Raw genomic sequence first — 22,579 nt, 5'->3', positions numbered from 1 at the left:
TTAGGAGCATACTTTAGGAGCATAGCGTCATGCCAATTCAGTGTTTGCCTTTGTCATCGATACATCAACACGCCGAACGCTGGCGCGATGTTCAGTGGCTGTTTACCGATGTTGATGACACCTTGACGTGGCAAGGGGCACTTCCGTGGCAAACACTGAAGGCATTAACCGAGTTGCGTGACGCGGGGATCCGAGTAGTACCCGTGACAGGGGCCTGTGCAGGTTGGTGTGATCACATCATTAACGCTTGGCCTGTCGATGTGGTCATCGGTGAAAATGGTGGCGTGGTGATGTGGCATGAAAATGGCCGACGACAGACAAAAATCAGCTACACCGCCAAGCAAGCACAACCCGGGCTGCGCGATTGGATTGATCACTTACTCGAGCAGTATCCAAATCGTACCCTCAGCGCCGATCAAGCCTACCGCCACTGTGAAGTGGCCATTGATATTGGTCAGCATACCCAACGTGCGCCACAATCCGAAGTCGATGCATTGCTTGAGGCACTCCACGCATATGGTGCCAAAGCAACGGCTAGCTCTATTCATATTAACGCATGGTTGGGTACCCATAATAAACAACAAGCGACGCTGGATTGGCTTTTACGTTACGGTGTCACAGAAAAGGTCGCCCCTCAACAGGTTGCCTTTATTGGTGACTCACGCAACGATAACGACATGTTTGCCTACTTTCCGCTCAGTGTTGGGGTCGCCAATATTGCCCCCCACCTTGCTGCACTCGATACCCCACCCACCTGGATCACAGAGGCACCAGGTGGGCTGGGCTTCGCTGAATTTGCATCCTGCTGGTTATCATTAGTGCGCTAAGCCGATTTTTTTTACTTTCGTCACTGAGGGTAACGACTAACTGAGGGCAGCTTCACAGCTTTTCTGCTACAGGGCTTTTTATATCAATGTGTTATTTAACTTTGTCGGTAGGTCGTTCTACAATGTGGGCGTTTTATCATGATAATGATGCCCAAACCTCACTGTTTGCGCACCTCGCATGGTTAGTGCGTATAATTATTAAGCGCAAACACGATAACGATTAGGAAAATGCTATGAAACGCTATGCCCTTGCACTGGTCGCAGCCTTGTTGCCGATGATGTCACACGCGGCACCGGTAGAAAACGCAGACTGTTATTCAGCCAAATATCATGACTACGTTGATGCATCAATTAACTGGTATCAAGCATTAGTGGAGATGACCGTTGAAAAAGACGCCTCTTTGGATGAGGTAGCCGACTGGTTTTTACGCGGCCGCACCAACCACTTTAATCTGAACGCACAAGCTTTTGACTATTATTTAAATAATGACAGCGCCAAGCTCAATCTCGATGCGCCGGTTGAATCATGGCTAATGCTCTCGCAAGAAGATGTTAAAACCCTGTCGCAAAGCTCACTGCCGCCGTCGTCACTGGCGAAAGACGTGTTTGCTTTTCGTCAAGGAGAGTCAATGGAAGGTAACTATGCGTTACGTAGTGCCCTCGCCGACCTTCTCAGCCACCCTAAAGAAATCGACAAACCATTGAACCAATATAACGATCAGATGGTAAGCATTAACGATCGTCAATGTCAGTAAGTCTGCATCAATCAACAATGAGCCGGCAGTTGTCGGCTCTGACCGTCATCATATTCGTTGCTTATGCGGCTTTTGCTGTCATCAAACGATAAAAAAGCCTGATTGCCGCGCATTTTTTTGCTATGTTGTGGCCATTTTTCAGCAAGTGATCGTGTGCATAGCCTTTGTTTGATCAGGGTTTTCACCGTTTGGACAGCTAAGCAGATAAAAGAAGAACGTCATGGCCATACATAATAAAGCCGCGGACGCGACGCCCGAAACCTTACACCGGATTTTCACTGTCCCCGAAGCGCCAGACTCAACGCTCAGTCAAATTGAGCAAGAAATCTCGCAGAATCTTAATCGATTTTTACAAAATCACATTACGGCTACCGAGCGTTCGCTGGCAGATATCGAAAGTGATTTTAGTAATCCCACAATTCCTGAAGATCCTGCTTTCGTGTCGGATCACACGCAGTTTTTACTCGATAAATTGGTGGCCCAGTCCGTTCACACCGCCTCGCCGCGATTTATTGGCCACATGACCTCTGCCCTGCCGTATTTTTTAATGCCGTTATCAAAAATTATGATTGGCCTTAACCAGAATACGGTCAAGATCGAAACCTCGAAAGCGTTTACTCCGCTCGAGCGCCAAGTGCTTGGCATGCTGCATAATCTGATTTATCAGCAAGATGATGCCTTTTATCAAAGCTGGATGCACAGCGCCAACCACTCGCTGGGCGCATTCTGCTCGGGGGGAACAGTCGCCAACATTACCGCGCTATGGGTGGCGAGAAATAACGTCCTTAAGCCTGATGGTGAATTTCCTGGCATTAACAAAGCAGGCTTGTTTGGTGCAATGCGTCACTATGGTTATCGCGATTTGGCCATTTTAGTGTCTGAACGGGGCCACTATTCATTAGGAAAAGCCGCCGATGTGCTAGGGATTGGCCGCGACCAATTGATCTCCGTGCCCGCAGATAACCAAAATCGCATTTGCATAGATGCACTCGAAGACACTATTACGCAACTGAATCGCGATAATATCAAACCGGTGGCCATCGTGGGTGTCGCTGGCACGACAGAAACCGGTAGTATCGATCCACTCAATGCGTTAGCTGATATTGCTGAGCGAGAAGGCATTCATTTTCACGTGGATGCCGCCTGGGGTGGTGCCACGTTAATGTCGAATAACCAGCGCCATAAGCTGGCCGGTATTGAGCGTGCTGATTCGGTGACCATTGATGCCCATAAACAGCTGTATGTCCCTATGGGCGCCGGTATGGTGCTGTTTAAAGATCCTTCCGTGGTCGCATCCATCGAGCACCACGCCGAGTATATTCTCCGTAAAGGGGCAAAAGACCTCGGAAGTCATACGCTTGAAGGCTCTCGCAGCGGTATGGCGATGTTGGTATTTGCCTGTATGAATATTATTTCTCGCCGTGGCTATGAGCTGTTGATTGATCAAAGTATCGATAAAGCAGCTGCGTTTGCCAAGATGATTAGCCAACACCCGGATTTTGAGCTGATCTCAGAGCCAGAGCTTTGTTTATTGACCTATCGGTTTGTTCCCGCTCGTGTGCAAGCGGCCCTTGCGGTGGCTAATGAAGAGCAAGTCGATTTGATTCATAACTTGCTCAATGATCTGACTAAATTTGTGCAAAAACGCCAGCGTGAATCAGGTCAAACGTTCGTCTCACGGACGCGTCTCACGCCAGAGCAGTGGCAGCGGCGGACGACCACAGTGTTTAGGGTGGTACTTGCGAACCCGCTTACCACACAAGAGATTCTGCACGAGGTGTTAGTTGAACAAGCTGCGATTGCGCAAGAAAGTGAGTTCGCTTATCCGCGACTGATCACCTTGGCAGACAGTATTCTAAAGAGTTAGCCAAACATTGCGGCGTGCGCAGGCAGTCACATTCAGTGGCTGCCTAATTATTTGAGCGGTCCTGTTTTGGGGATATTGGTTGATTGCAAACAGTGCGTCTGGCTTAGCGCCGTCTCACGCTGATGCTCAATGTCCAGCTGGGCTTGTTGCCATTGTATTTGCACCTGTGGCGCTGTCATTGCGCGCCCTGGCTCTGAAAATAAAAAGCGTTGCAAGGTATGATCAAATTCAGCAGTGTTTTCTTGCTCGCTATACGCGATCCCCATTAATTCGAACGCACGCGCTTTTTCTCGCGCGGTTCCAATCACTGTGTATCGCTGCGCGGTATCCAGCGTTTTATCATAGCGACAATGAATCAGATCTTGCTCGGCTCCCCGTAATGCTTCGTTTAAGCCAATGGTACTGTAATTGCGCCACAGATCCGACATATTAGGTAACGAGCACCCAACCAGTAAGACCGACAAACACACGGCAGCGATTATTTTTATCATCTCTGATCCCTATACGATGACGCTATGGATTGGACATGCGGTTTATCTTTCTATTAACGGCCACGTCGTTGATGACTTGAACGTCAGTCACGTTGACCGATCACTACTTCACCTGATTGCTCAAACATCGCAACCTCTTTGCGACGACGACCAATCAAGATGGGTTTGTCATCATAGAATAGAAAGTTTTTCCAATATTGCTTGAACACGCCCCAGCGAGTTTCGACGATATTATGTTTGTCGTAACAAAAGTAGACCGTAATATTGTCTTCCCAAGGAAAATTGGACACAAAGTCTTCAGGCAGATCATCATCGTTGTCCCACGCATGTTGCCAGACCAGCCGTTGAGTCCAAACGTTTTGATGGGTGGGCCAATCTTGCTTACCAAAATGATCCGGTGTCGGGCTATCTTTACTGATAAATTCTTGCCACAACTGCGCCGCACGCGTCTCTGTCATGGGTTTAATCTCAGCAAGATCTTGCTCTGGGATAGGGAGAGATTGATGGGTGAAAATCCACTTTCTTTTGTAGTCAGATAATGGGATGTAATTCATGCTGCTCGTGGTTATCGGCTTGGTAATGGCGTTCACTTTACCATAATTGCAGCGAGGTTGTTACCAAGCCCAATACCGATAATAAAGAGAAAACGGCAATGCGAAACACATTGCCGTCTCACCCTTCATCAACTCGATTAGCCGTTAATGACGAGCTCATCGGTAGTTTTAATGTCATTGTCTTCGCCGATTTTACGGTGGCCTTGATCAAGGTGCACCATATCAACAAAGTCGTCACTGCCAACCTGAAACGCTTGGCCAAATCCTTTCACATACAGGCCGTTTTCTGGCGCCAGACGGAAGAGGCGAAAGTCTTCTAACCCACTCAAATTATCGATAATATCGCCAAACCGCGCTTTCAATGCATCAATGCCAACTTGCCAAGTCGCGGTGTTACGTTCCACCATTTCAGCTCGTGCATCAAAACTAAGACGTTGACGAGCAAAAATCTGTTTCGCGCTCCCTTCATCTTCGATCATCATCAATGACAAGTTTGGGTTTTCTTGCAGGTTGCGTGCGTGACGGGCAATTTCACTGATCAGGATATAAAAGCCATCTTCACGCTGAGCAAAGGGGGCATAACTGACATTGGGTTTGCCTTTTGTATCCAATGTTGCAAGCTGTAATGTCCGGCAGTTTGCACGAAATTCTTTAATTTCAGGGCCAAGGCGGTTTTGTAGCCGTTGTTGTTTAGTCGCTTGATCCATAGTTATTGCTCCGATTCTGTTTGTTGTGAGGTCGCTAACTGCGTTTTTAGTTGGTTAAAGGCATCAATCTGATTGTCGAGAAGCTGACGTTTTTCATCACGCCCGAGATAGATCTTAAAAATCGAATCGCCTTGTTCGGTAAAAAAGCCGATGTAATGGGTTGTCTTGCCGCGAAAGGGTTTGCTGACAAAAGCAATGCCCGCCATGCGTTCTAATTTTAAGTGGCCATGCATTTCGCCGGGCTTACCCATTAAGTTGTAATAGCCGTAAGCGATTTTTCCTTTGGGGAACGGCGCTTTTACTTCAAAGATCGAGCCGCCGGAATGCACAATCGCCGTCACAGGCCCGTCCCATCCGGCCACCTGCATGAGCACGGTTTCAGCATGTTGGCCATCGACCCAAGTTTGATAATTTGCGGGCATGGCGCGTACCACTTCCCCCTCACTCACACCTAGCGTTGCTGCCATATCGGCAGGCAGCATCGAGGCATTCTCGGTCAGTAGCGCACTGACTTGCTCCGTTAACGTAGTGGTTGTCATTGATCACTCCCAGCCTATTTTTATTGTGATAGGTTCTATCAGTGTGGGCAGGCGTTCACCTGCCCTTTGTACGAGTCGCTAAACTTGGTAACGAGCTAAAATTGGTAACGAACATTAAATTTGATATCGCGCCCTGGTGAAGCCACTTGCGCCCAAGCTTGGGTATATTGCTCGTCGGTTAAGTTATCGATCGCTAAATCAAACTTCACGCCATCCCAAGCGCCATTGGGACTGTAGCTTGCATACACATCCCACAGGGTGTAGCCGTCGTAAGTGTTGGCATCGTTAGTGTCGTTTTGGTCGGCATAATAAGAAACTCGACCGCCGACACTCACTGGTAACGTCGCCAGCGCATAGTCGGTTTCTGCGACAAACTTGTGAGCTGGGATGTTATCGAGATAGCTACCATCATTCTTATTCTTGCCTTCGGTTTGGCTGTAGCTTAGATTATTGGTAAAGCCACCGAGTTGGTGATGAAGGCTTAGTTCTATGCCTTCCAGTTTGGCATCTTTAACGTTTTCACGCGTTGTAGTGCCGCCCATGAAGTCAACGTTCATATCAATAAAATCGTCAACATCGTTGCGGAACAGGCGCGCATCAACATAGGCATTATCGAAATAACTCGTCGGAGTAAATTGGTAGGTGATGGCTAATTCTTTGTTGGCACTGTGCTCTGGTTTCAAGTCCGGGTTCGGTATAAATCGATTGATCAACTTTGTAGGCCCCATAGGAACCACAAAGTGAGTACCACTGGCATACATTTCTTCTAAGCTCGGTGCACGAAATGCTTCGCGATAGCTGGCAGTCAATGCTAGCTGTTCGGTTGCGTTCCATGTCAATGCCGTCGATGGGGACCACGCATGATCGCGGCTCTCACTATCCAGTGATGTCGGTCGATTATCTTCACCTTTGTAAGAGTCAAATCGAACACCCGCTTGCCAACGAATCTGGTCGAATACAGGAATATTTATTTGACCAAACGCCCCTATACTTTCTGCATTTGCATCTTGTCCTGCCGGACGCTCTCCAGGTGCACTGCTGTCATCACGTTTCGTTTCATAACTATCGCGATATAAATCCAGACCTGTAATTAAATCGATATTTTTTATGTTGGACGTATTCGTGATAGAGAAACCTATGGTTTGAGTCTCATTATTGTCACGTTCTTGCGGTGCAACACGGTGCTCTTTCATCTCAGTATTATTGAAATACAACTGAGAGTTAATATCGACCCAATGACTGGCGGGACTATAATCGTAGGCAACGGAAAGGCTCTGGTCCCTTGTTTCCCGGTATACTAACGGATAAGAACCTGACGGCTCTTTGACTGAGGGATTTGATGGAGACATATCATCAAGTTCGCCTTGACGAGCAGTGAACGTCCATTGGTGATCTAAAGATGGTGTGTAACGGACTTTAGCAAAACCACCTTTTTCTCTATCCGCTGAATAAGACAAGGTTTTGCCGTTGCCTAGTTGGTTATCATCACTATCGTGATAGTAGCTTTGTACCAGCCAATCAACCGTCTCTGTGCGTCCAAACACCGCGCCGCTTGTGCGTGAGGCATTATTGTTGCTGTGGAATCCTTGTTTAAGGTAACCACCTACGGCCTGATCACCGGAAAGAAAATCGCTGGCTGATTTGGTGTTTTGGGCAAACACGCCTCCCAAAGCACCGGAGCCCCACAGAGTGCTCGATGGGCCACGGACCACCTCTACCGAGCGGAGTAACTCAGGATCAATAAATAGACTGGAGCGGTGACCAACAGAAAAATTCTGACGTGCACCATCGACAAGCTGCACCACGCGGCCGTTTTCGCTGCTTAATCCACGAATAGTCACAGACTGAGCGGCATCGCGCCCGCCACCAAGCACAGAGACATTGGGTAGGTGCCGAATTAAATCCGTGACGTTACTTCCTTGTCTTTTCTCTATTTCTTCCTGTGACACCGTGCTGACGGCAACAGCGCGATTCGCTTTTTGCGCGTCCATACGACTGGCATACACAGACACCGTTTCTGTTTGGTTGCCATTTTGTTGCCCGCCATCGGCGGCCATGACAGGTGAAGTGAGGCTTAATGTGCCAAGCGCAAGTCCGATAGCGAGGTTTAGGTGGCTCGGACGTGGTATCAAAATATCCTTTTTCAATGTCATTTCAGTGCTCTCTGGTTCAACTACAAATGAGAATCATCATTATTTTTGCAAGATTGTATTGATCGAGAACAGCAATGTAAACGATAATTGATCTTAATTAGTTATGTAACTAATAATTACAAATGTGCAGTGGACGATAAATCACTGTCAATGACACCGCATTACTTTTGACCAATAAGCCACTGATAAAGCGAAAATAAGGATTTAACATGGCCACCGCCGCAGTAAGAGTGATAGCTCTGTTCAGTACCCTCATATCTCTATCGATTCATGCCTCGCCACGCATCGTCAGTGCGGGCGCCAGTGTGACTGACTTGCTCGTTGAGCTTGGCGCGCAATCACAAATTGTTGGTATTGATGCCACCAGCCAATTCCAAGAGAAAGACATGCCGAGCGTGGGCTATCATCGCCAGCTCGCGGCGGAAGGTGTACTTTCGCTATCCCCCGATCTTTTAATTGGTTCAGAAGAAATGGGCCCAGCACCGGTGTTATCAACACTCAGTGATGCCGGGGTCAAGGTGGTGACGTTATCGAGTACCCCGACGGTCGCTGCCCTCAAGCAACGTATTCATACCTTGGCGGAGTTAACGGCGACACAAGCGAATGCCGAACCATTGATCAACGCTATGGATGACCAATTAGCCAAGCTAGAAACCCGAGCGTCTGCGTCAGTATCAAACACATCCACGCTCAACGGTCTTTTTCTCTTGGTTCACCAGGGACGACCTGCCAGTGTCGCCGGCGCTGATACCACTCCAAATACCTTGATTGAATTGCTCGGTGCCACGAACCCTGCGGCTGAATCCGTCACCAGCTATAAGCCACTTTCACCCGAGGCGCTGCTTGGCTTTAATCCTGACTTTATTTTGGTCATGCAACGCTCACTCGATCAGCTTGGCGGCCTGCAAGGATTGGCAGAGGCGGTCCCGTTGCTATCAAGCACAAGAGCGTATAAAAACAATCGCATCATCGCTGTGGATGGCCGTGTATTAGTGGGTGGATTAAGTCTGAATACTCTTGATGAGGCCCTGCGCATTCAAACCCATTTAACCGGAAACCAATAGTAATGCACGCTTACTTTCGTGAAACGCATCAGCGGCTCTTCCCTGTGTTGATCACTGTTTTGTTCATCGTCACTGTAATGTCGATAGCCGTGGGACAGTGGCAACTTGGGTGGCTCGTCAGTTTACAAAGCTTGAGCCCTTGGCAAAGTGATGTCGCACCGCATATCTTGACCATCGTGCAACAAGTCCGCTTACCACGCACCTTATTGTGTTTGTTCGTTGGCGCACTTCTGGCAGTATCTGGCGCATTAATGCAAGGGCTATTTCGCAATCCGCTTGCGGATCCGGGGATCATTGGAGTCTCTGGAGGGGCGTCTTTAGGCGGCGCGTTGGGATTGTTGCTGTTATCCTGGGGCAGCCTTAACGTCGGTTTTACCCTCTCGGTGTCGCTGTTTGCCTTTTTGGGTGCGCTGGTCGCCACCTTGTTTGTTTATCGTATTGGCACAACATCGATGGGAACATCGGTTACCGTGATGTTGTTAGCCGGTATTGCCATTAGTGCCTTGTCGGGTGCGGCGCTCGGGTTAATCAATTACGTTGCTGATAACCAAACATTGCGTGATATCGCCTTGTGATCAATGGGATCGCTCACTGGCGCATCGTGGGGACTCATCGCGTTAACGGGCGTTGCAGCCGTTACCCTCACGCTTTTTGCCTATCGCTGCGCTCCGCATATCAACGCCTTATTACTTGGCGAGAACGAAGCTGCGTATCTTGGCATCAATGTTCATCGCCTAAAGCGCTTATTGATCATTGCGACAGCCGCTGGAATGGGGGTGTCGGTCAGCGCCGCAGGATTAATTGGCTTTATCGGCTTGGTTGTTCCGCATATTGGCCGCCTATTGGCTGGGCCAGATCATCGCACCCTGATCCCTTTATCGGCGATATTGGGCGCCCTTTTATTGACGCTTGCTGATATTATCGCACGAATCATTGTTGCGCCGGCAGAGCTGCCAGTGGGGATCATCACCGCACTTATGGGGGCACCCTTCTTTTTATGGCTTTTGATCCAACAACGACAAGCAGTGGTGCATTAATGTCTGATATTGCCCTCAATGTTCGTGATTTAAGTTACTCGCTTAACGGACGCCAACTACTTAATCGCATCAATGTTTCCTTTGCTGCAGGCCAATTACATGTGTTGCTCGGGCCAAATGGCGCGGGGAAAAGCACCTTACTCAAACAAGTGATGAGTGACAGTCATCCATCAGGCCAGGTTGATTTTTGGGCCATGCCTAAAGCCGCATGGCATGGTGAGCGCTTTGCTAAACAGGTCGCCTTTCTTCCCCAAAGTAGTGGCTTAACCTTTGCGTTTACGGTCAAAGAAGTGGTTCAAATGGGGGCGACACCGTTACAAGCGAATCAGGCGCAAATTGCCGCCCTCGCCGATGAGCAGTTACAGCAGTGGGATATCACCCACCTTGCTAACCGGCCTTATCCTATATTGTCAGGCGGTGAAAAACAGCGAGTCCATATGGCACGCATTGCTTTGCAGTTAATCCAAACCGATCCAACGCGGGCCATCATGCTACTCGATGAGCCTACATCGGCGCTCGATATTACCCATCAGCATTACACGCTACAACGCTGTCGATCGCTTGCCGATCAAGGGATGACAGTGGTCTTGGTGCTGCATGACCTCAATCTTGCCAGTCGCTACGCGGATCGCCTGTATTTTCTCAAACAAGGAGAGATGGTATTAACGGGTACCCCATGGCAATGTTTTGAGAGTGAACAGGTCGCAAAGATTTATCAGTATCCGCTTAAAGTTATTGAGCACCCAGAGCATGCCTGCCCATTGATCGTGACCTAGTGCCTGAGTTATTGCTATCAAGGTGGGATCTTGCCAGCGTCGCCATGAGACTTTTGCATTGATAACCGCCTAGCTGGGTCACAAAACCGTCTGTTGATGATCGTTCGCTCATCAGACCAATTGCGACTGGGCGGTAACCTAAGTAAACTGAGACCGCAACCGATTAGCTATGAGAATGGATGAAATCGGATTCGTTACCTTCGCAACCGTCTGATGGGCCGGGATTGTGAAAGACAGCGCCGCTGCGTATCAGCGGCGTTTTTCTGTAAGGTCGCGAGTAACGATCCCAAGGCTTCACAATATAGAAGAATTAAGATGGCAACGATTAAAGATGTCGCGCGTCTCGCGGGTGTTTCAACCACCACGGTCTCACACGTTATCAATAAGACCCGCTTTGTCGCCGAAAAGACAACAGAAAAGGTTTGGCAAGCCGTTGAAGACCTGAACTATGCACCGAGTGCTGTGGCTCGTAGTTTAAAATGTAATACGACACGTACGCTCGGAATGCTGGTCACTAAATCGACCAACCCATTTTTTGCCGAGCTCGTGCACGGTGTGGAAGACTATTGCTACGAGCAAGGCTACACGCTGGTTTTGTGTAATACCGAAGGCAACCTTGAAAAGCAGCGCGACTATTTGCGTATGCTGTCAGAAAAGCGTGTCGACGGTTTAATTGTGGTGTGCTCGGATCTCAATGAAGATCTCATGCTACTGCTAGAGAAAAAGCGTGACCTGCCCATGGTCGTCATGGATTGGGGCAGTCACCATATTGATACCGATCGGATTGAAGATAACGCGGAACTAGGCGGCTATCTGGCAACCAAACATTTTATTGACAACGGGCATACCCAAATTGGTTGTATCTCTGGGCAAATGGATAAGAACACCTGTAAGCAACGGCTTGCAGGCTTTTATCGGGCCCTGAAAGAAGCTGATATCTCCGTAAATCAAGACTGGATCATTGAAGCGGACTTTGAAGCGAATCAAGCAAAAGTCGCCGCTCAGCAGTTTATTGCCATGGAAAACCGTCCTACGGGAGTCTTTTGTTTTAATGATATCATGGCGTTAGCGGCGATCAGCACCTTCAACCAGGCGGGTATTCAGGTGCCAGATGATATCTCTGTCATCGGTTATGACAATATTGATCTGACTGAATATTACTCACCACCGTTGACGACTGTCCATCAACCTAAACGACAACTGGGCAAGACTGCGGTTAAACTTTTACTCAGCCGGATCAATGATAACGATACGCAGCAGCAAGTGTTTGAAATGGATTTATCATTAATCAGTCGAGACTCTGTAAAAAACCTAACCTAATGGTTTATCGCGTTTTTTTATGTAAAGCCACGCCTCTATGACGGTCGTGGCTTTTTTGATTTCCTATGGGTAAGAGCTTTTACTTTAAATTATCAGTTACATACTTATTGAACCAATATCACATTTTGTATGCGTAGAGAGGGCGACATCTGTGTCCAATTATTATATCCTGGACAACGTTTGAACAAGGCAAACCATCGCGAAAGCATGGGACGCAAAGCCTCCGGCCTAATGAATCTGGCGTCACTGTCAGGGATTCAATGGTAGCGGGGCTGCCAGCGCTGTTGTTTTTATTGCTGAATCAAGTGTCAGCAAACGAACGGATCAAATCGAATATTTGATGCTTCGTTGACAATCTTGTCTGTTTGCCTTGTTAGACTGCGACTTTATTTTTAGGCATTCACATTCATCGAGATTGTTATTAAATGGATAAACCTGCTTTAAAAGACGCGATGCGTTTATTTGCCGAGTTTGGCAATATCAAATCCCGATCCATGTTCGGCGGATTTGGACTTTTTTGTGAAGACACCATGTTCGCCCTCGTGGTCAATAACACCCTCCACCTTCGTGCCGGTATAGAAAACGAGGCCTTACTCAAACAACAAGGCTTAACGCCGTATGTGTACAAAAAACGTGGATTCCCGGTCGTCACCAAATATTTTGCTATTCCTAACGCCTGGTGGGACGATCCAGAACGATTATTGGCCGAAGCGAAAAATGCCCTCGACGTTGCTATCCAGGATCGTTCTGTGAAATCGGCAGCGACACCGTCAAGGCTCAAAGATCTCCCGAATCTACGATTGGCCACCGAACGAATGCTTAAAAAGGCAGGCATAGACTCGCCAGAAACATTGCAAAAGCACGGTGCCGTCGGCGCTTATAAAGCACTGAGATCTGCTCATGAAACACAATTAAGTCTCGAGCTTTTGTGGTCGTTAGAAGGGGCGATTACCGGTAAACACTGGTCGGTAGTGCCACCCCAACGCCGTCAAGAATTATTACAACACTTAGAAAAATAACCTCTCACAGTCACCTCTGTATGACTTACTAATTTTCCTGTGAGCAATGTTTGCGTTCAACACCGCCTTCTGGCGGTGTCGCTTTATTCTATTAACTCATTGACATGTCTCTATGCCCTTCCTTTTGCGTCATCATCTTATCGAGTGCGCTTTTCTTTCCGTCGACTCTAGTTCGTGGAGATTAATCGGCGTTTTTTTGATTTAATTGGCGATTTTTCGTTTAACTGAAAGTTTTTAGCGATCGATACGGTCTTGTCAGAGGTAAGAGCGACCGCACAGTTCGCTGATGCAACCGATAAATCAGCCAGTTAGTTGCCAACCGTCCACAAAAGTACTCTAAAGTAATAGCTGGCCCTCTTTAATTTAGCGACGAGACCTAATATGTCAGTAAAAAAACTTCTTGTTGGCCTCGTGATTGCCGCCATCGTCGTGCTCTGGTTTAGTTTCGACCTCGGCCAATGGCTCACGCTTGAAAACGCCAAAGCACAACAAGCGGCATTGAACGATTACATTATCGAAAACGCGACCACCGCAAGCCTGGTGTTTTTTGTCGGCTATGTGGTGATGACCGCCCTGTCCTTACCGGGAGCGGCAGTGGCGAGCTTATTGGGCGCCGCATTATTTGGGTTTTGGTGGGGGCTGGTTCTGATCTCTTTCGCCAGCTCTATTGGTGCCACACTCGCCTTTTTAGTCAGTCGTTTTTTGCTCCAAGACTGGGTACAAAATCGCTTCGGTCAAAAATTAGATGCCATTAACCGTGGCATTGAAAAAGATGGCCGCTTTTATCTGCTCACGCTACGCCTCATTCCCATTTTTCCCTTTTTCTTAATTAATCTAGTGATGGGGTTAACGCCCTTAAAAACGCGCACCTTCTACTGGGTCAGTCAGCTAGGCATGCTACCGGGGACAGCAGTGTACGTGAATGCAGGGACTCAACTCGCCCAAATCGACGCACTTGGCGATGTGGTGTCGCCTTCGGTGCTTGGATCGCTCGCATTACTCGGCCTGTTCCCGCTGCTAGCAAAATGGATCATGGCGTGGGTCACGCGTCGTAAACGCTATCAAGGTTGGCGCAAACCCCATCAGTTTGATCGCAATATGGTGGTAATTGGTGCCGGCGCAGGCGGACTGGTATCGAGTTATATCGCGGCAGTGGTGAAAGCAAAAGTCACGCTAGTTGAAAAAGGTTCGATGGGAGGTGATTGCCTAAACACCGGGTGTGTTCCCTCTAAAGCGCTGATACGCGCAGCGAAAACCATGCGAGAAATCGGCAAGGCCAAGGCGTTTGGTATTCATACCCAGGCGCCAGTCGTTGATTTTCCAGCGGTGATGGCGCGGGTAAAACAGGTGATTACCCACATTGAGCCCCATGATTCAGTCGAGCGTTACACCAAGCTCGGCGTGGAGTGCGTGCAAGGCGAAGCACACATCGTCTCGCCATGGGAAGTCGAGGTGAATGGCGAACGCCTCACTACCCGCAACATCGTGATAGCCACAGGCGCACGCCCCATGCTCCCTCCCATTCCCGGTTTGGCTGAGGTAACACATTACACCTCGGATACGATTTGGTCCCTGCCTGAACTGCCACCACGGTTATTGGTTTTGGGCGGGGGTCCCATTGGCGCAGAATTGGCACAAAGTTTTGCGTGTTTAGGCAGCCAAGTGACGCTGGCTGAAATGGCGGATCAATTGTTAAGCCGTGAAGATAAAGACGCTGCTCAACTGGTTGAAAGCGCACTAGAACGTGACGGTGTCACGGTTTTAACACAGCACAAGGTCAAAGCATTTGAACAACGTGGCAATGAGCAAATCGCCTTACTCGACGGCCCTGACGGTGAGAAAACCGTCACATTTGATGCGGTGCTGGTCGCGTTAGGACGCAGCGCCAACACCAAAGGCTTTGGTCTCGAAAAGCTCGATATTCCAGTGACCGAGCGTGGCACCATTCAGGTCAATGACTATTTACAAACTAATTACCCCAATATCTATGCAGTGGGTGATGTGGCAGGGCCCTTTCAGTTGACCCATGCCAGTGCCCATCAAGCGTGGTATGCCGCGGTCAATGCGTTATTTGGCCAATTTAAGCGTTTTAAAGCGGATTACTCGGTGATGCCAGCGGCAACATACACGTCCCCGGAAGTTGCACGTGTTGGGCTTAATGAAAAAGAAGCCAAAGCCAACCAACAAGACGTCGAAGTGACCTATTACGGCATTGATGACCTGGATCGCGCCATCGCCGATGGCAATGACCATGGCTTTATTAAAGTGCTGACACCAAAGGGAAAAGATACCATACTGGGAGTGACCATAGTGGGAGAACATGCCGGCGATTTATTGGCCGAGTTCACCTTAGCGATGCGCCATGGCTTGGGGCTGAACAAAATACTCGGCACTGTTCATCCTTATCCCACCATGAGTGAAGCGGTTAAATATACGGCGGGTATGTGGAAACAGGCGCATGCACCGGAGAAACTCCTACAGTGGGTCGAAAAATATCAACGCTGGATGCGTCACTAATCAATAAGGAAGAACAATGAAACAATGGATAGCGGCCCTAACGCTCGCAATCACCAGTGGCTATGCCTTGGCCACTCCCGCTGAGCAGGATTGGGCACAAGTCGAACAAGACGCGAACGGGCAAACCGTATATTTCAATGCCTGGGGCGGCAATCAGCAAATCAATGCTTATCTTCGTTGGGCTGGGCGTGAACTCAAACGTGAATACGGTGTGACCCTCAAACACGTTAAAGTGGCTGATATTGCAGAAACAGTGAATCGTTTATTGGCTGAAAAAACGGCGGGAAAAGATACCGGCGGCAGTGTCGATATGGTCTGGATTAATGGCGAGAACTTTAAATCGATGAAGGAAAACGGGTTACTTGAAGGCCCCTTTGTCGAGGCGCTGCCTAACTGGCAAATCGTTGATAAAACCTTGCCCGTGACAGAGGACTTTACTGAACCCACCAAAGGCTTGGAAGCACCATGGGGGGTCGGGCAACTGGTGTTTATTCACGATAAAAAAACACTCGCCAATCCTCCAAGCTCTTTTGCTGAATTGTTACAGCTCGCAAAAGCTAATCCCGGTCGGATCAGTTATCCGAAACCGCCCGAATTTCATGGCACCAGCTTTTTAAAAGCGGCATTGCTTGAGCTGACAAACAATCAACAGGCGTTGTATCAGCCTGTCGACGATGCAGACTTTGAGACCATAACTGCACCGCTATGGGACTATCTTGATGCGCTGCACCCAGTCGCTTGGCGTAATGGGGAGCAATTTCCCTCAGGCAGCGCACACACCATGCAGCTTGTCGATGACGGTGCGCTTTTAATCGGGATCGCTTTTAATCCCAATGCGGCAAAATCCGCCATCGCCTCAGGGACGTTAGCGCCAACGGCACGCGCCTTTGCTTTTGAGCAGGGGGCTTTATCTAATATCCATTTTCTGGCGATCCCCTACAATGCCAATGCAAAAGCCGGCGCCAAGATAGCGATCAACTTTTTGATGGGTGAGAAGGCGCAATTGCGCAAAGCTCAGACTGATATTTGGGGCGACCCACCGGTGGTTAAACTGCCTGACACCGCTAAAACGCGCCGTTTTCAGTCCCAGCCAGAGCCGCATCCCAGTTGGCAAACCGCTCTCGAAAGCGCTTGGCTTAAACGTTACGGACAATAAAAGAGACCGTCATGGCACGTTTGTTGTTTGCCATCACGCTGGCGGTGTGCTGCCTGCCCTTACTTCCTGGGCTGGGAGGCCTGTTAACCAGTGCATTTGCGTTTTTACCTGCTTTGGGGCTGGCTGAAGCCAGTCTCTCGGGTTGGCGTGAACTCATTGCCTGGCCAGGCTTATCTCACTCACTCTGGCTCACACTGCTCTCTGGACTAGCAAGTAGCTTATTGGCAGTGATGTTGAGCTTCGCTATTTTGCAAGCCACGTGGCAGACGCCCTTTTGGCAACGCATCGCGCGTAGCTTACCCGGTTTACTGGCCCTGCCCCATGTTGCATTTGCTATTGGACTGGTGTTGTTTTTGTCCCCTTCAGGGTGGCTATTTCGCCTGTCTAGCCCATTGACCGGAGACATGCCACCGACTTGGTCACTAATACAGGATCCGTATGTGCTGGGCTTAACCCTAGCCCTCACCCTGAAAGAAACGCCGTTTTTGCTTTTAATGAGCCTTTCTGTGCTAAGCCAAATTGATGTGCATCGCTTAACGATGGTCTCTGCCAGCCTCGGCTATGATCGCACCAGTACCTGGATCAAGGTGATTTTTCCACTTTGGTTCGCCAAAATGCGTTTTCCTATTTTTGCCGTGGTGGCCTATAGCCTCTCGGTCGTCGACGTAGCGATGATTTTAGGTCCAAACACGCCACCAACCTTTGCTGTGTTAGTTTGGCAGTGGTTTAACGACCCTGATCTTTCATTACTCCCCCGAGCGTCGGCAGGGGCTTTGGTCCTGTTTTTACTGTGTGCCTTGGTACTCATTGGTTATCGATTTTTCGAATGGTTGATTTGTGAGCGCTTTAATCGTTGGAAATTCACAGGAACACGTCGTGCTTGGTTACCAGGGAGACACCTCTGGTGGCCCGTCGTGATTGTTCCCTTGTTGGTAATCCCGGCTTTGTTCATTTGGTCGTTCGCCTTACGCTGGTCATTTCCCGATTGGCTCCCCAGCCGTTATGGGCTGCGCTTTTGGAATCAAGAGCTTGCTTACGTTGGGGCGTTAATTGGAAATAGTGTTTTACTGGCGTTGATCAGTGCGACAGTCGCCGTCATATTTGCCATGGGCTGCCTTGAGCGCGCGGTTTCTCCTCGTCAAGGAGCACTGCCTAAAGCCGTGATTGCCATTCCTCTTTTGGTACCTCAACTGTCTATTTTGTTTGGGATCCAAGTGGCTGTGTATAGTCTACCGGGACAATGGCATGTACCCGCGACTATTTGGGCGCATATCTTTTTTGCTTTTCCTTATGTTTATTTAGCATTAGATGGCCCGTGGCAACAGTTTGATCAACGGCTTATCCAAACGGCTCGCAGTTTAGGCGTCAGTGCGATGGCAGCCTGGCTGCGTATCAAACTTCCCTTACTGTTACCGGCGATTATTCTCGCCTGGGCAGTGGGCGCCAGTGTGAGCTTAGCCCAATATCTTCCTACGCAATTATTGGGGGCGGGTCGGATCAATACCCTAACAACCGAGGCAGTGAGCTTATCCAGTGGGTTGGATCGACGGATTAGCGGCCTATACGGCCTGATGCAAGCGCTGATCCCCTTACTGGTTTTCGTCCTGGCAACGTTTCTCAGTCGTGTCATGCAACGGCGACTGACACCTCATCAATCGGTTGCGACGCAACCAGGAGCAAATAATCATGACGCTGTGTGTCAATCAACTCAGCATAAACGCGCCTGATCAGTGTTTATTACACGATGTCTCTTTCAGCGTATCGCCTGGCGAGATCCTCACCGTGATGGGGCCGAGTGGCTGCGGAAAATCCAGTCTATTGAGCGTATTGGCGGGACACATCCAACCGCCAATACATTACAGCGGCCAACTGACCTTAAATGGTGAGCCTTTTGATCACTTACCGCCGGAGCAGCGCCGTATCGGAATTTTATTTCAAGATGATTTACTCTTCCCGCATCTCAACGTCTGGCAGAACTTGGCCTTTGCACTGCCCTCATCGATGAATAAAAAAGAAAAATACAACCATACCCTGGCAGCACTCGACGCAATCCACCTCGCTGCACTGGCTAACTATGCACCGTCGCAACTATCGGGAGGACAACGTGCGCGCATCAGTGTACTACGCGCGTTACTCGCTAAGCCCGATGCGATTTTGTTGGATGAACCGTTCAGTAAGCTTGATAAGCCGCTACGCCGTGATTTTCGCGCTTTTGTGTTTGGACAAATTGAACAAAGGCAAATCCCGGCGGTGATTGTGACCCACGATAGCGAAGATATTGCGCATCCTGATCATCGCCTAGACTGGCCAATCCCAGAAACGCCCCTCACACCACAGGAGTACCCAGCAAATGCTTGATCGTTATGCGATTGCCGTGATCCGCTGGCCATTGAAACAAGCGGCGGTCCAACTCAGTCGGTGGGGAGCCAAACCTGACACGGTGACCTTGAGCGGGTTTTTCATTGGCTTACTGGCGCTGCCTGCTCTGGCGCTTCAAGCCTATGGGCTTGCGCTTAGCTTTATTGTGATTAATCGGCTTTTCGATGGCCTTGACGGTGCGATCGCGCGCGAGCAGGGCCTCAGTGATGCGGGAGGCTTTTTGGACATCACGCTTGATTTTATTTTCTACGCATCCATTCCGTTTGGCTTTGCGCTCGCGGACCCAGCCAATAATGCGATAGCGGCAAGCTTTTTACTTTTTTGTTTTATGGGCACCGGGGCCAGCTTTTTAGCTTTTGCGACAATGGCGAGCAAGCATCAAATCGACAACCCCGTGTATGCAAACAAATCCTTGTATTACATCGGGGGGATCACCGAAGGCACCGAGACCATTGCCAGCTTTGTCTTGATGTGTCTTTTCCCGTCTTACATGGCGTGGATTGCTTGGGTATTTGGCATCGCGTGCTTGGTCACCGCTTCCAGTCGCGTCTGGGCTGGATACCATACGCTACGTGACATTGAAGGACGCTAGCAACACTATCTCATGCGCGCTCACGTTATAGCCACTGCTGCTGTAATTGCTCTTTATCACCCAAATAATCGAGCAGCCAGCTTATCGGTGGCGATTCTTTATCTGAACGCCAAGCAATACAACATGGGCTGCTTAAAAGCGGATCCGCAAGCGTTAGCTCCACCAGCTCACCTCGAGCGATAGCCTCTTCGGCCATGTGAGAAGGCATCACACCAATGCCCAAACCGGCCTTAAAACATTGCATGGCACTGTGCCAATTCGGCACCGTTAGACGACGCTGGTTGTCCAATAGCCAAGTGGTACGGCGCGGCAAGCGGCGCGAGGTATCCTCTAAACAAATGGCGGGATACGCCGCGAGCTGATCGTTGTCTAGCGGTTGTTCGCACTGCATGAGTGGGTGCGATGGACTGACAACAAACCGCCAACGCAAGGTGCCCATTTCTCGATAACGAAACGCACCACTGACGGGGACGGCGGCGGTCGCACCAATCGCGATATCTGCTCGATCATCGGCAAGTGCATCCCATACGCCATTGAACACTTCCATGGTCAGTAACAGTTCCACATCAGGAAACGCATCATAGAAGTCGCGCACGAGTGTGTTGACACTGTCTTCACGCACCACATTGTCGAGTGCAAGTGAGACACTTTGCGCCCATCCATTCGCAACCCGTTGTGTTTGTTGACGAATATTAGCCATCGCTTTCAGCATTTCGCGTGATTGTTCAACAAAGTATTCCCCAGCAGGCGTCAGCTTTACTTGGCGATGAAGACGTTCGAACAGTACCACCGCCAATTTGTCCTCTATTTGCCGCACTGTATAGCTCACCGCACTGGGTACTTTATGGAGCTCTGCGGCCGCGCCTGAAAAGCTGCCTCGGCGCGCGACCACCTCAATCACCTGAAAATCTTGGTAAGAAAACATTCACATCAAATTTTTTGAAAGGTATGTTCAAATCATACCGTTTCACAGCATGGATTGTTAGTCATAAACTGCTCGTTACATTAATCTTTGTATCAAGAGATAAAAAATGAACAAACAAGTGCCATTTATCACGCTGTTTTGGCTTGCAGGGCTCAGTATGCTGGGTTTCTTAGCCACCGACATGTATTTGCCCGCTTTTGAGGCCATGCAAATCGATTTTGCGACATCGTCGGCGAATATCGGTTTAACCTTAAGTATCTTTTTGCTTGGTATGGCCTGTGGTCAACTCGTTTATGGCCCCCTCTCCGACCGCATTGGCCGTAAGCCTGCACTGTTAATTGGCTTAAGTCTCTATAGCGTTGCGACCGTGGTATGTCTGTTTGCAGATAATATTTATCTGTTACTCGGTGCGCGCCTTGTTCAAGCGTTGGGCGCATGCAGCGCGATTGTGATTTGGCAAGCGGTGGTGATTGATCGCTACGAAGGCAAGTTGGGGCAAAAAATGTTCGCGACCATTATGCCGCTCGTTGCGCTATCGCCGGCATTAGCGCCTCTACTGGGCGCCTATTTACTTCAGCATTTTGATTGGCGCAGTATTTTTGTGGTTTTATTTGCCCTAGGGTTCGTTTTTATTGCACTGACTCTACGAGAGAAAGAAAGCTTAACTAAGCCAGCACAAGATACTAAAATTATTGATAAACTTAAGACTGATTATCAGCAAGTTTTTAAATCAAAAAAGTTCATCGGAAATATGCTTATCTTTGCTGGTTGCTCGGCCGCTTTCTTTGCCTATTTGACTGGATCGCCGTTTATCATGTCAGCGATGGGCTACACAGAATCCGATATTGGCCTGAGCTATATTCCACAAACAATCGCGTTTGTTGTCGGCGGATATGCCTGTCGTTATGCACTGAATAAACTCAAAGATCACAGCATCCTTCCTTGGTTACTGAAACTGTTTGTCGCCAGTGTGGTGGTGATCTTTTTAATTAGCTGGCGCACTGATGTCACTAATATTTGGGCAATCTTAGGGCCATTCTGCTTTCTGGCGGCGGCCAATGGTGCCATTTAYCCACTCGTGGTAAACCGAGCCTTAGAAGATTTTAAATCATGCAGCGCGACGGCGGCGGGCCTGCTCAACTTCTTACAGATGATTATCTGCTTTGTCGCGAGCGCCTTGGTCTCTGCGTTTGCCGCCTCAGGATTGTTCGCGGTCACGACCGTGATGCTATCAACCTGCGCGGTGGTGATTATCGGCTTTGGTTTAGTCTGGCATGCCAACCGTCAAGCGCAGACGCTAGCAACGGCATAAATGACTCGCTCGCTTCTCACAACGTAAAAAGGCGCCATAAAGCGCCTTTTTCTTTTTGAGTTTCGCTCACACAGATGCTGCAATCAACTGAGCCAGTGTTCGTTCAAACGTTTGCATCACAATGTATGTTTTGTCCAACACTAAGAGTATGTTTAGTCCAACACTAAGCTGCCATTGTCATCAAACTGCCAAGCCTCTCCATAGGCAACTTCCCACAAATAGTTGTCAGGATCAGCAAAGTAACCACTATAGCCGCCCCAAAAAACATCTTGAGCAGGTTTGACAATTCGAGCGCCGCATTCTTTAGCCAGCGCAAGCACCTCATCGACTTCTTCTTTTGAACGCGTGTTATGCGCAAGCGTGATCCCACTGAAACCAGCGTCACTAACAGGCATTCCGGACTTTATGTCATCGGCTAAAGCGTCGATTGCATATAACGCTAAACGCGTTCCCGCTGTACTAAAAAACACTATCCCTTCTTCGGGGTGATTATGGGTCGGAAACCCTAGTTGGCGATAAAATTCATACGAACGTGATAAATCGGCAACTCCCAATGTAATGATGCTAATCCTTGCTTCCATACTTCCTC

At 49.0% G+C, this 22,579-nt stretch carries 20 protein-coding genes, 1 pseudogene and 1 riboswitch; of the genes and pseudogenes, 14 read left to right on the top strand and 7 right to left on the bottom strand.

Features of this window, described 5'->3' with window-relative positions:
* Nucleotides 1-29: 29 nt before the first annotated feature.
* From BZG78_RS09120 to panP, 3 genes are all read left to right on the top strand, one after another.
* Complete coding sequence (locus tag BZG78_RS09120; RefSeq protein ID WP_077661016.1) at nt 30-827, top strand: HAD-IIB family hydrolase; 798 nt, start codon at nt 30-32, stop codon at nt 825-827.
* 233 nt (nt 828-1,060) lie between these two features.
* Entirely contained in the window at nt 1,061-1,582 is a 522-nt protein-coding gene (locus tag BZG78_RS09115; RefSeq protein WP_021023736.1) for a hypothetical protein, read from the top strand.
* A gap of 220 nt (nt 1,583-1,802) precedes the next feature.
* Nucleotides 1,803-3,449, top strand: coding sequence for a pyridoxal-dependent aspartate 1-decarboxylase PanP (gene panP / locus BZG78_RS09110; protein ID WP_077661015.1), 1,647 nt, complete (start codon nt 1,803-1,805; stop codon nt 3,447-3,449).
* A 47-nt stretch (nt 3,450-3,496) separates the two neighbouring features.
* Here the strand turns inward: panP and BZG78_RS09105 are convergent, their stop codons facing one another.
* The 5 genes from BZG78_RS09105 to BZG78_RS09085 all read right to left on the bottom strand — a co-directional run bounded on the left by BZG78_RS09105 (nt 3,497) and on the right by BZG78_RS09085 (nt 7,893).
* Nucleotides 3,497-3,940, bottom strand: a complete 444-nt coding sequence (locus BZG78_RS09105) for a hypothetical protein (RefSeq protein WP_077661014.1) — start codon at nt 3,938-3,940, stop codon at nt 3,497-3,499.
* 83 nt (nt 3,941-4,023) lie between these two features.
* Nucleotides 4,024-4,494 (bottom strand): DUF2947 domain-containing protein, encoded by a 471-nt coding sequence (locus BZG78_RS09100; protein ID WP_077461145.1) that lies wholly within the window; start codon nt 4,492-4,494, stop codon nt 4,024-4,026.
* A gap of 137 nt (nt 4,495-4,631) precedes the next feature.
* A complete protein-coding gene (gene hutZ / locus BZG78_RS09095; protein ID WP_077461144.1) occupies nt 4,632-5,201 on the bottom strand; it encodes a heme utilization protein HutZ in 570 nt (189 codons plus the stop codon).
* A gap of 2 nt (nt 5,202-5,203) precedes the next feature.
* Nucleotides 5,204-5,740 carry a heme utilization cystosolic carrier protein HutX gene (gene hutX, locus BZG78_RS09090; RefSeq protein WP_077661013.1) on the bottom strand — a complete coding sequence of 179 codons (537 nt, stop codon included), beginning with the start codon at nt 5,738-5,740 and terminating at the stop codon, nt 5,204-5,206.
* 95 nt (nt 5,741-5,835) lie between these two features.
* A complete protein-coding gene (locus BZG78_RS09085; RefSeq protein ID WP_077661012.1) occupies nt 5,836-7,893 on the bottom strand; it encodes a TonB-dependent hemoglobin/transferrin/lactoferrin family receptor in 2,058 nt (685 codons plus the stop codon).
* Between the two features lie 209 nt (nt 7,894-8,102).
* Here BZG78_RS09085 and BZG78_RS09080 point away from each other — a divergent pair, with 209 nt between their 5' ends.
* The 10 genes and pseudogenes from BZG78_RS09080 (at nt 8,103) to BZG78_RS09035 (ending at nt 19,753) form a co-directional block, all read left to right on the top strand.
* Nucleotides 8,103-8,957: an ABC transporter substrate-binding protein gene (locus BZG78_RS09080; protein WP_077661011.1), complete on the top strand. Its 855-nt coding sequence runs from the start codon at nt 8,103-8,105 to the stop codon at nt 8,955-8,957.
* Between the two features lie 2 nt (nt 8,958-8,959).
* Nucleotides 8,960-9,994: pseudogene (locus BZG78_RS09075) on the top strand (iron ABC transporter permease).
* On the top strand, nt 9,994-10,770 hold the full coding sequence (locus tag BZG78_RS09070) for a heme ABC transporter ATP-binding protein (RefSeq protein WP_158011794.1): 777 nt from the start codon (nt 9,994-9,996) through the stop codon (nt 10,768-10,770). The pseudogene BZG78_RS09075 and the gene BZG78_RS09070 overlap by 1 nt, the downstream one beginning before the upstream one ends.
* 315 nt (nt 10,771-11,085) lie before the next feature.
* Entirely contained in the window at nt 11,086-12,090 is a 1,005-nt protein-coding gene (locus BZG78_RS09065) for a substrate-binding domain-containing protein (RefSeq protein WP_077661009.1), read from the top strand.
* Nucleotides 12,091-12,268: 178 nt separating this feature from the next.
* A riboswitch (cyclic di-GMP riboswitch) is annotated at nt 12,269-12,370 on the top strand.
* A gap of 145 nt (nt 12,371-12,515) precedes the next feature.
* Nucleotides 12,516-13,109 carry a TfoX/Sxy family DNA transformation protein gene (locus BZG78_RS09060; protein WP_077646727.1) on the top strand — a complete coding sequence of 198 codons (594 nt, stop codon included), beginning with the start codon at nt 12,516-12,518 and terminating at the stop codon, nt 13,107-13,109.
* A gap of 381 nt (nt 13,110-13,490) precedes the next feature.
* A complete protein-coding gene (gene lpdA / locus BZG78_RS09055) occupies nt 13,491-15,626 on the top strand; it encodes a dihydrolipoyl dehydrogenase (protein WP_077661008.1) in 2,136 nt (711 codons plus the stop codon).
* Nucleotides 15,627-15,642: 16 nt separating this feature from the next.
* On the top strand, nt 15,643-16,782 hold the full coding sequence (locus tag BZG78_RS09050; RefSeq protein WP_077461135.1) for an ABC transporter substrate-binding protein: 1,140 nt from the start codon (nt 15,643-15,645) through the stop codon (nt 16,780-16,782).
* 11 nt (nt 16,783-16,793) lie between these two features.
* The gene (locus BZG78_RS09045; protein ID WP_077661007.1) at nt 16,794-18,509 is read left to right on the top strand and encodes a thiamine ABC transporter permease; all 1,716 of its coding nucleotides are present in this window, start codon (nt 16,794-16,796) and stop codon (nt 18,507-18,509) included.
* Nucleotides 18,469-19,140 (top strand): ATP-binding cassette domain-containing protein, encoded by a 672-nt coding sequence (locus BZG78_RS09040; protein WP_077661006.1) that lies wholly within the window; start codon nt 18,469-18,471, stop codon nt 19,138-19,140. The genes BZG78_RS09045 and BZG78_RS09040 overlap by 41 nt, the downstream gene beginning before the upstream one ends.
* Nucleotides 19,133-19,753 (top strand): CDP-alcohol phosphatidyltransferase family protein, encoded by a 621-nt coding sequence (locus tag BZG78_RS09035; protein ID WP_077461132.1) that lies wholly within the window; start codon nt 19,133-19,135, stop codon nt 19,751-19,753. Before BZG78_RS09040 ends, BZG78_RS09035 begins: the two co-directional genes overlap by 8 nt.
* A gap of 25 nt (nt 19,754-19,778) precedes the next feature.
* On the opposite strand, the gene punR is transcribed toward BZG78_RS09035, so the two are convergent.
* Nucleotides 19,779-20,678 carry a DNA-binding transcriptional activator PunR gene (gene punR, locus BZG78_RS09030; protein ID WP_077461131.1) on the bottom strand — a complete coding sequence of 300 codons (900 nt, stop codon included), beginning with the start codon at nt 20,676-20,678 and terminating at the stop codon, nt 19,779-19,781.
* A gap of 106 nt (nt 20,679-20,784) precedes the next feature.
* Here punR and punC point away from each other — a divergent pair, with 106 nt between their 5' ends.
* Entirely contained in the window at nt 20,785-21,990 is a 1,206-nt protein-coding gene (gene punC / locus BZG78_RS09025) for a purine nucleoside transporter PunC (protein WP_077661005.1), read from the top strand.
* 152 nt (nt 21,991-22,142) lie between these two features.
* Here the strand turns inward: punC and BZG78_RS09020 are convergent, their stop codons facing one another.
* The gene (locus BZG78_RS09020; protein ID WP_077661004.1) at nt 22,143-22,571 is read right to left on the bottom strand and encodes a VOC family protein; all 429 of its coding nucleotides are present in this window, start codon (nt 22,569-22,571) and stop codon (nt 22,143-22,145) included.
* Nucleotides 22,572-22,579: the final 8 nt, after the last annotated feature.

The sequence above is a fragment of the Salinivibrio sp. MA351 genome, assembly GCF_001996065.1.
GTDB classification, from domain to species: domain Bacteria; phylum Pseudomonadota; class Gammaproteobacteria; order Enterobacterales; family Vibrionaceae; genus Salinivibrio; species Salinivibrio costicola.
This window is presented reverse-complemented; position numbering and strand designations above follow the sequence as displayed.

What these genes read in the sequence shown, in the direction of transcription:
- lpdA (WP_077661008.1), top strand. Translation starts at nt 13,491, where the DNA reads ATGTCAGTAAAAAAACTTCTTGTTGGCCTCGTGATTGCCGCCATCGTC.
- BZG78_RS09120 (WP_077661016.1), top strand. Translation starts at nt 30, where the DNA reads ATGCCAATTCAGTGTTTGCCTTTGTCATCGATACATCAACACGCCGAA.
- BZG78_RS09065 (WP_077661009.1), top strand. Translation starts at nt 11,086, where the DNA reads ATGGCAACGATTAAAGATGTCGCGCGTCTCGCGGGTGTTTCAACCACC.
- BZG78_RS09020 (WP_077661004.1), bottom strand. Translation starts at nt 22,571, where the DNA reads ATGGAAGCAAGGATTAGCATCATTACATTGGGAGTTGCCGATTTATCA.
- BZG78_RS09100 (WP_077461145.1), bottom strand. Translation starts at nt 4,494, where the DNA reads ATGAATTACATCCCATTATCTGACTACAAAAGAAAGTGGATTTTCACC.
- hutZ (WP_077461144.1), bottom strand. Translation starts at nt 5,201, where the DNA reads ATGGATCAAGCGACTAAACAACAACGGCTACAAAACCGCCTTGGCCCT.
- punR (WP_077461131.1), bottom strand. Translation starts at nt 20,678, where the DNA reads ATGTTTTCTTACCAAGATTTTCAGGTGATTGAGGTGGTCGCGCGCCGA.
- BZG78_RS09045 (WP_077661007.1), top strand. Translation starts at nt 16,794, where the DNA reads ATGGCACGTTTGTTGTTTGCCATCACGCTGGCGGTGTGCTGCCTGCCC.
- BZG78_RS09085 (WP_077661012.1), bottom strand. Translation starts at nt 7,893, where the DNA reads ATGACATTGAAAAAGGATATTTTGATACCACGTCCGAGCCACCTAAAC.
- BZG78_RS09115 (WP_021023736.1), top strand. Translation starts at nt 1,061, where the DNA reads ATGAAACGCTATGCCCTTGCACTGGTCGCAGCCTTGTTGCCGATGATG.
- BZG78_RS09105 (WP_077661014.1), bottom strand. Translation starts at nt 3,940, where the DNA reads ATGATAAAAATAATCGCTGCCGTGTGTTTGTCGGTCTTACTGGTTGGG.
- BZG78_RS09040 (WP_077661006.1), top strand. Translation starts at nt 18,469, where the DNA reads ATGACGCTGTGTGTCAATCAACTCAGCATAAACGCGCCTGATCAGTGT.
- BZG78_RS09060 (WP_077646727.1), top strand. Translation starts at nt 12,516, where the DNA reads ATGGATAAACCTGCTTTAAAAGACGCGATGCGTTTATTTGCCGAGTTT.
- BZG78_RS09035 (WP_077461132.1), top strand. Translation starts at nt 19,133, where the DNA reads ATGCTTGATCGTTATGCGATTGCCGTGATCCGCTGGCCATTGAAACAA.
- BZG78_RS09070 (WP_158011794.1), top strand. Translation starts at nt 9,994, where the DNA reads ATGTCTGATATTGCCCTCAATGTTCGTGATTTAAGTTACTCGCTTAAC.
- BZG78_RS09050 (WP_077461135.1), top strand. Translation starts at nt 15,643, where the DNA reads ATGAAACAATGGATAGCGGCCCTAACGCTCGCAATCACCAGTGGCTAT.
- hutX (WP_077661013.1), bottom strand. Translation starts at nt 5,740, where the DNA reads ATGACAACCACTACGTTAACGGAGCAAGTCAGTGCGCTACTGACCGAG.
- panP (WP_077661015.1), top strand. Translation starts at nt 1,803, where the DNA reads ATGGCCATACATAATAAAGCCGCGGACGCGACGCCCGAAACCTTACAC.
- BZG78_RS09080 (WP_077661011.1), top strand. Translation starts at nt 8,103, where the DNA reads ATGGCCACCGCCGCAGTAAGAGTGATAGCTCTGTTCAGTACCCTCATA.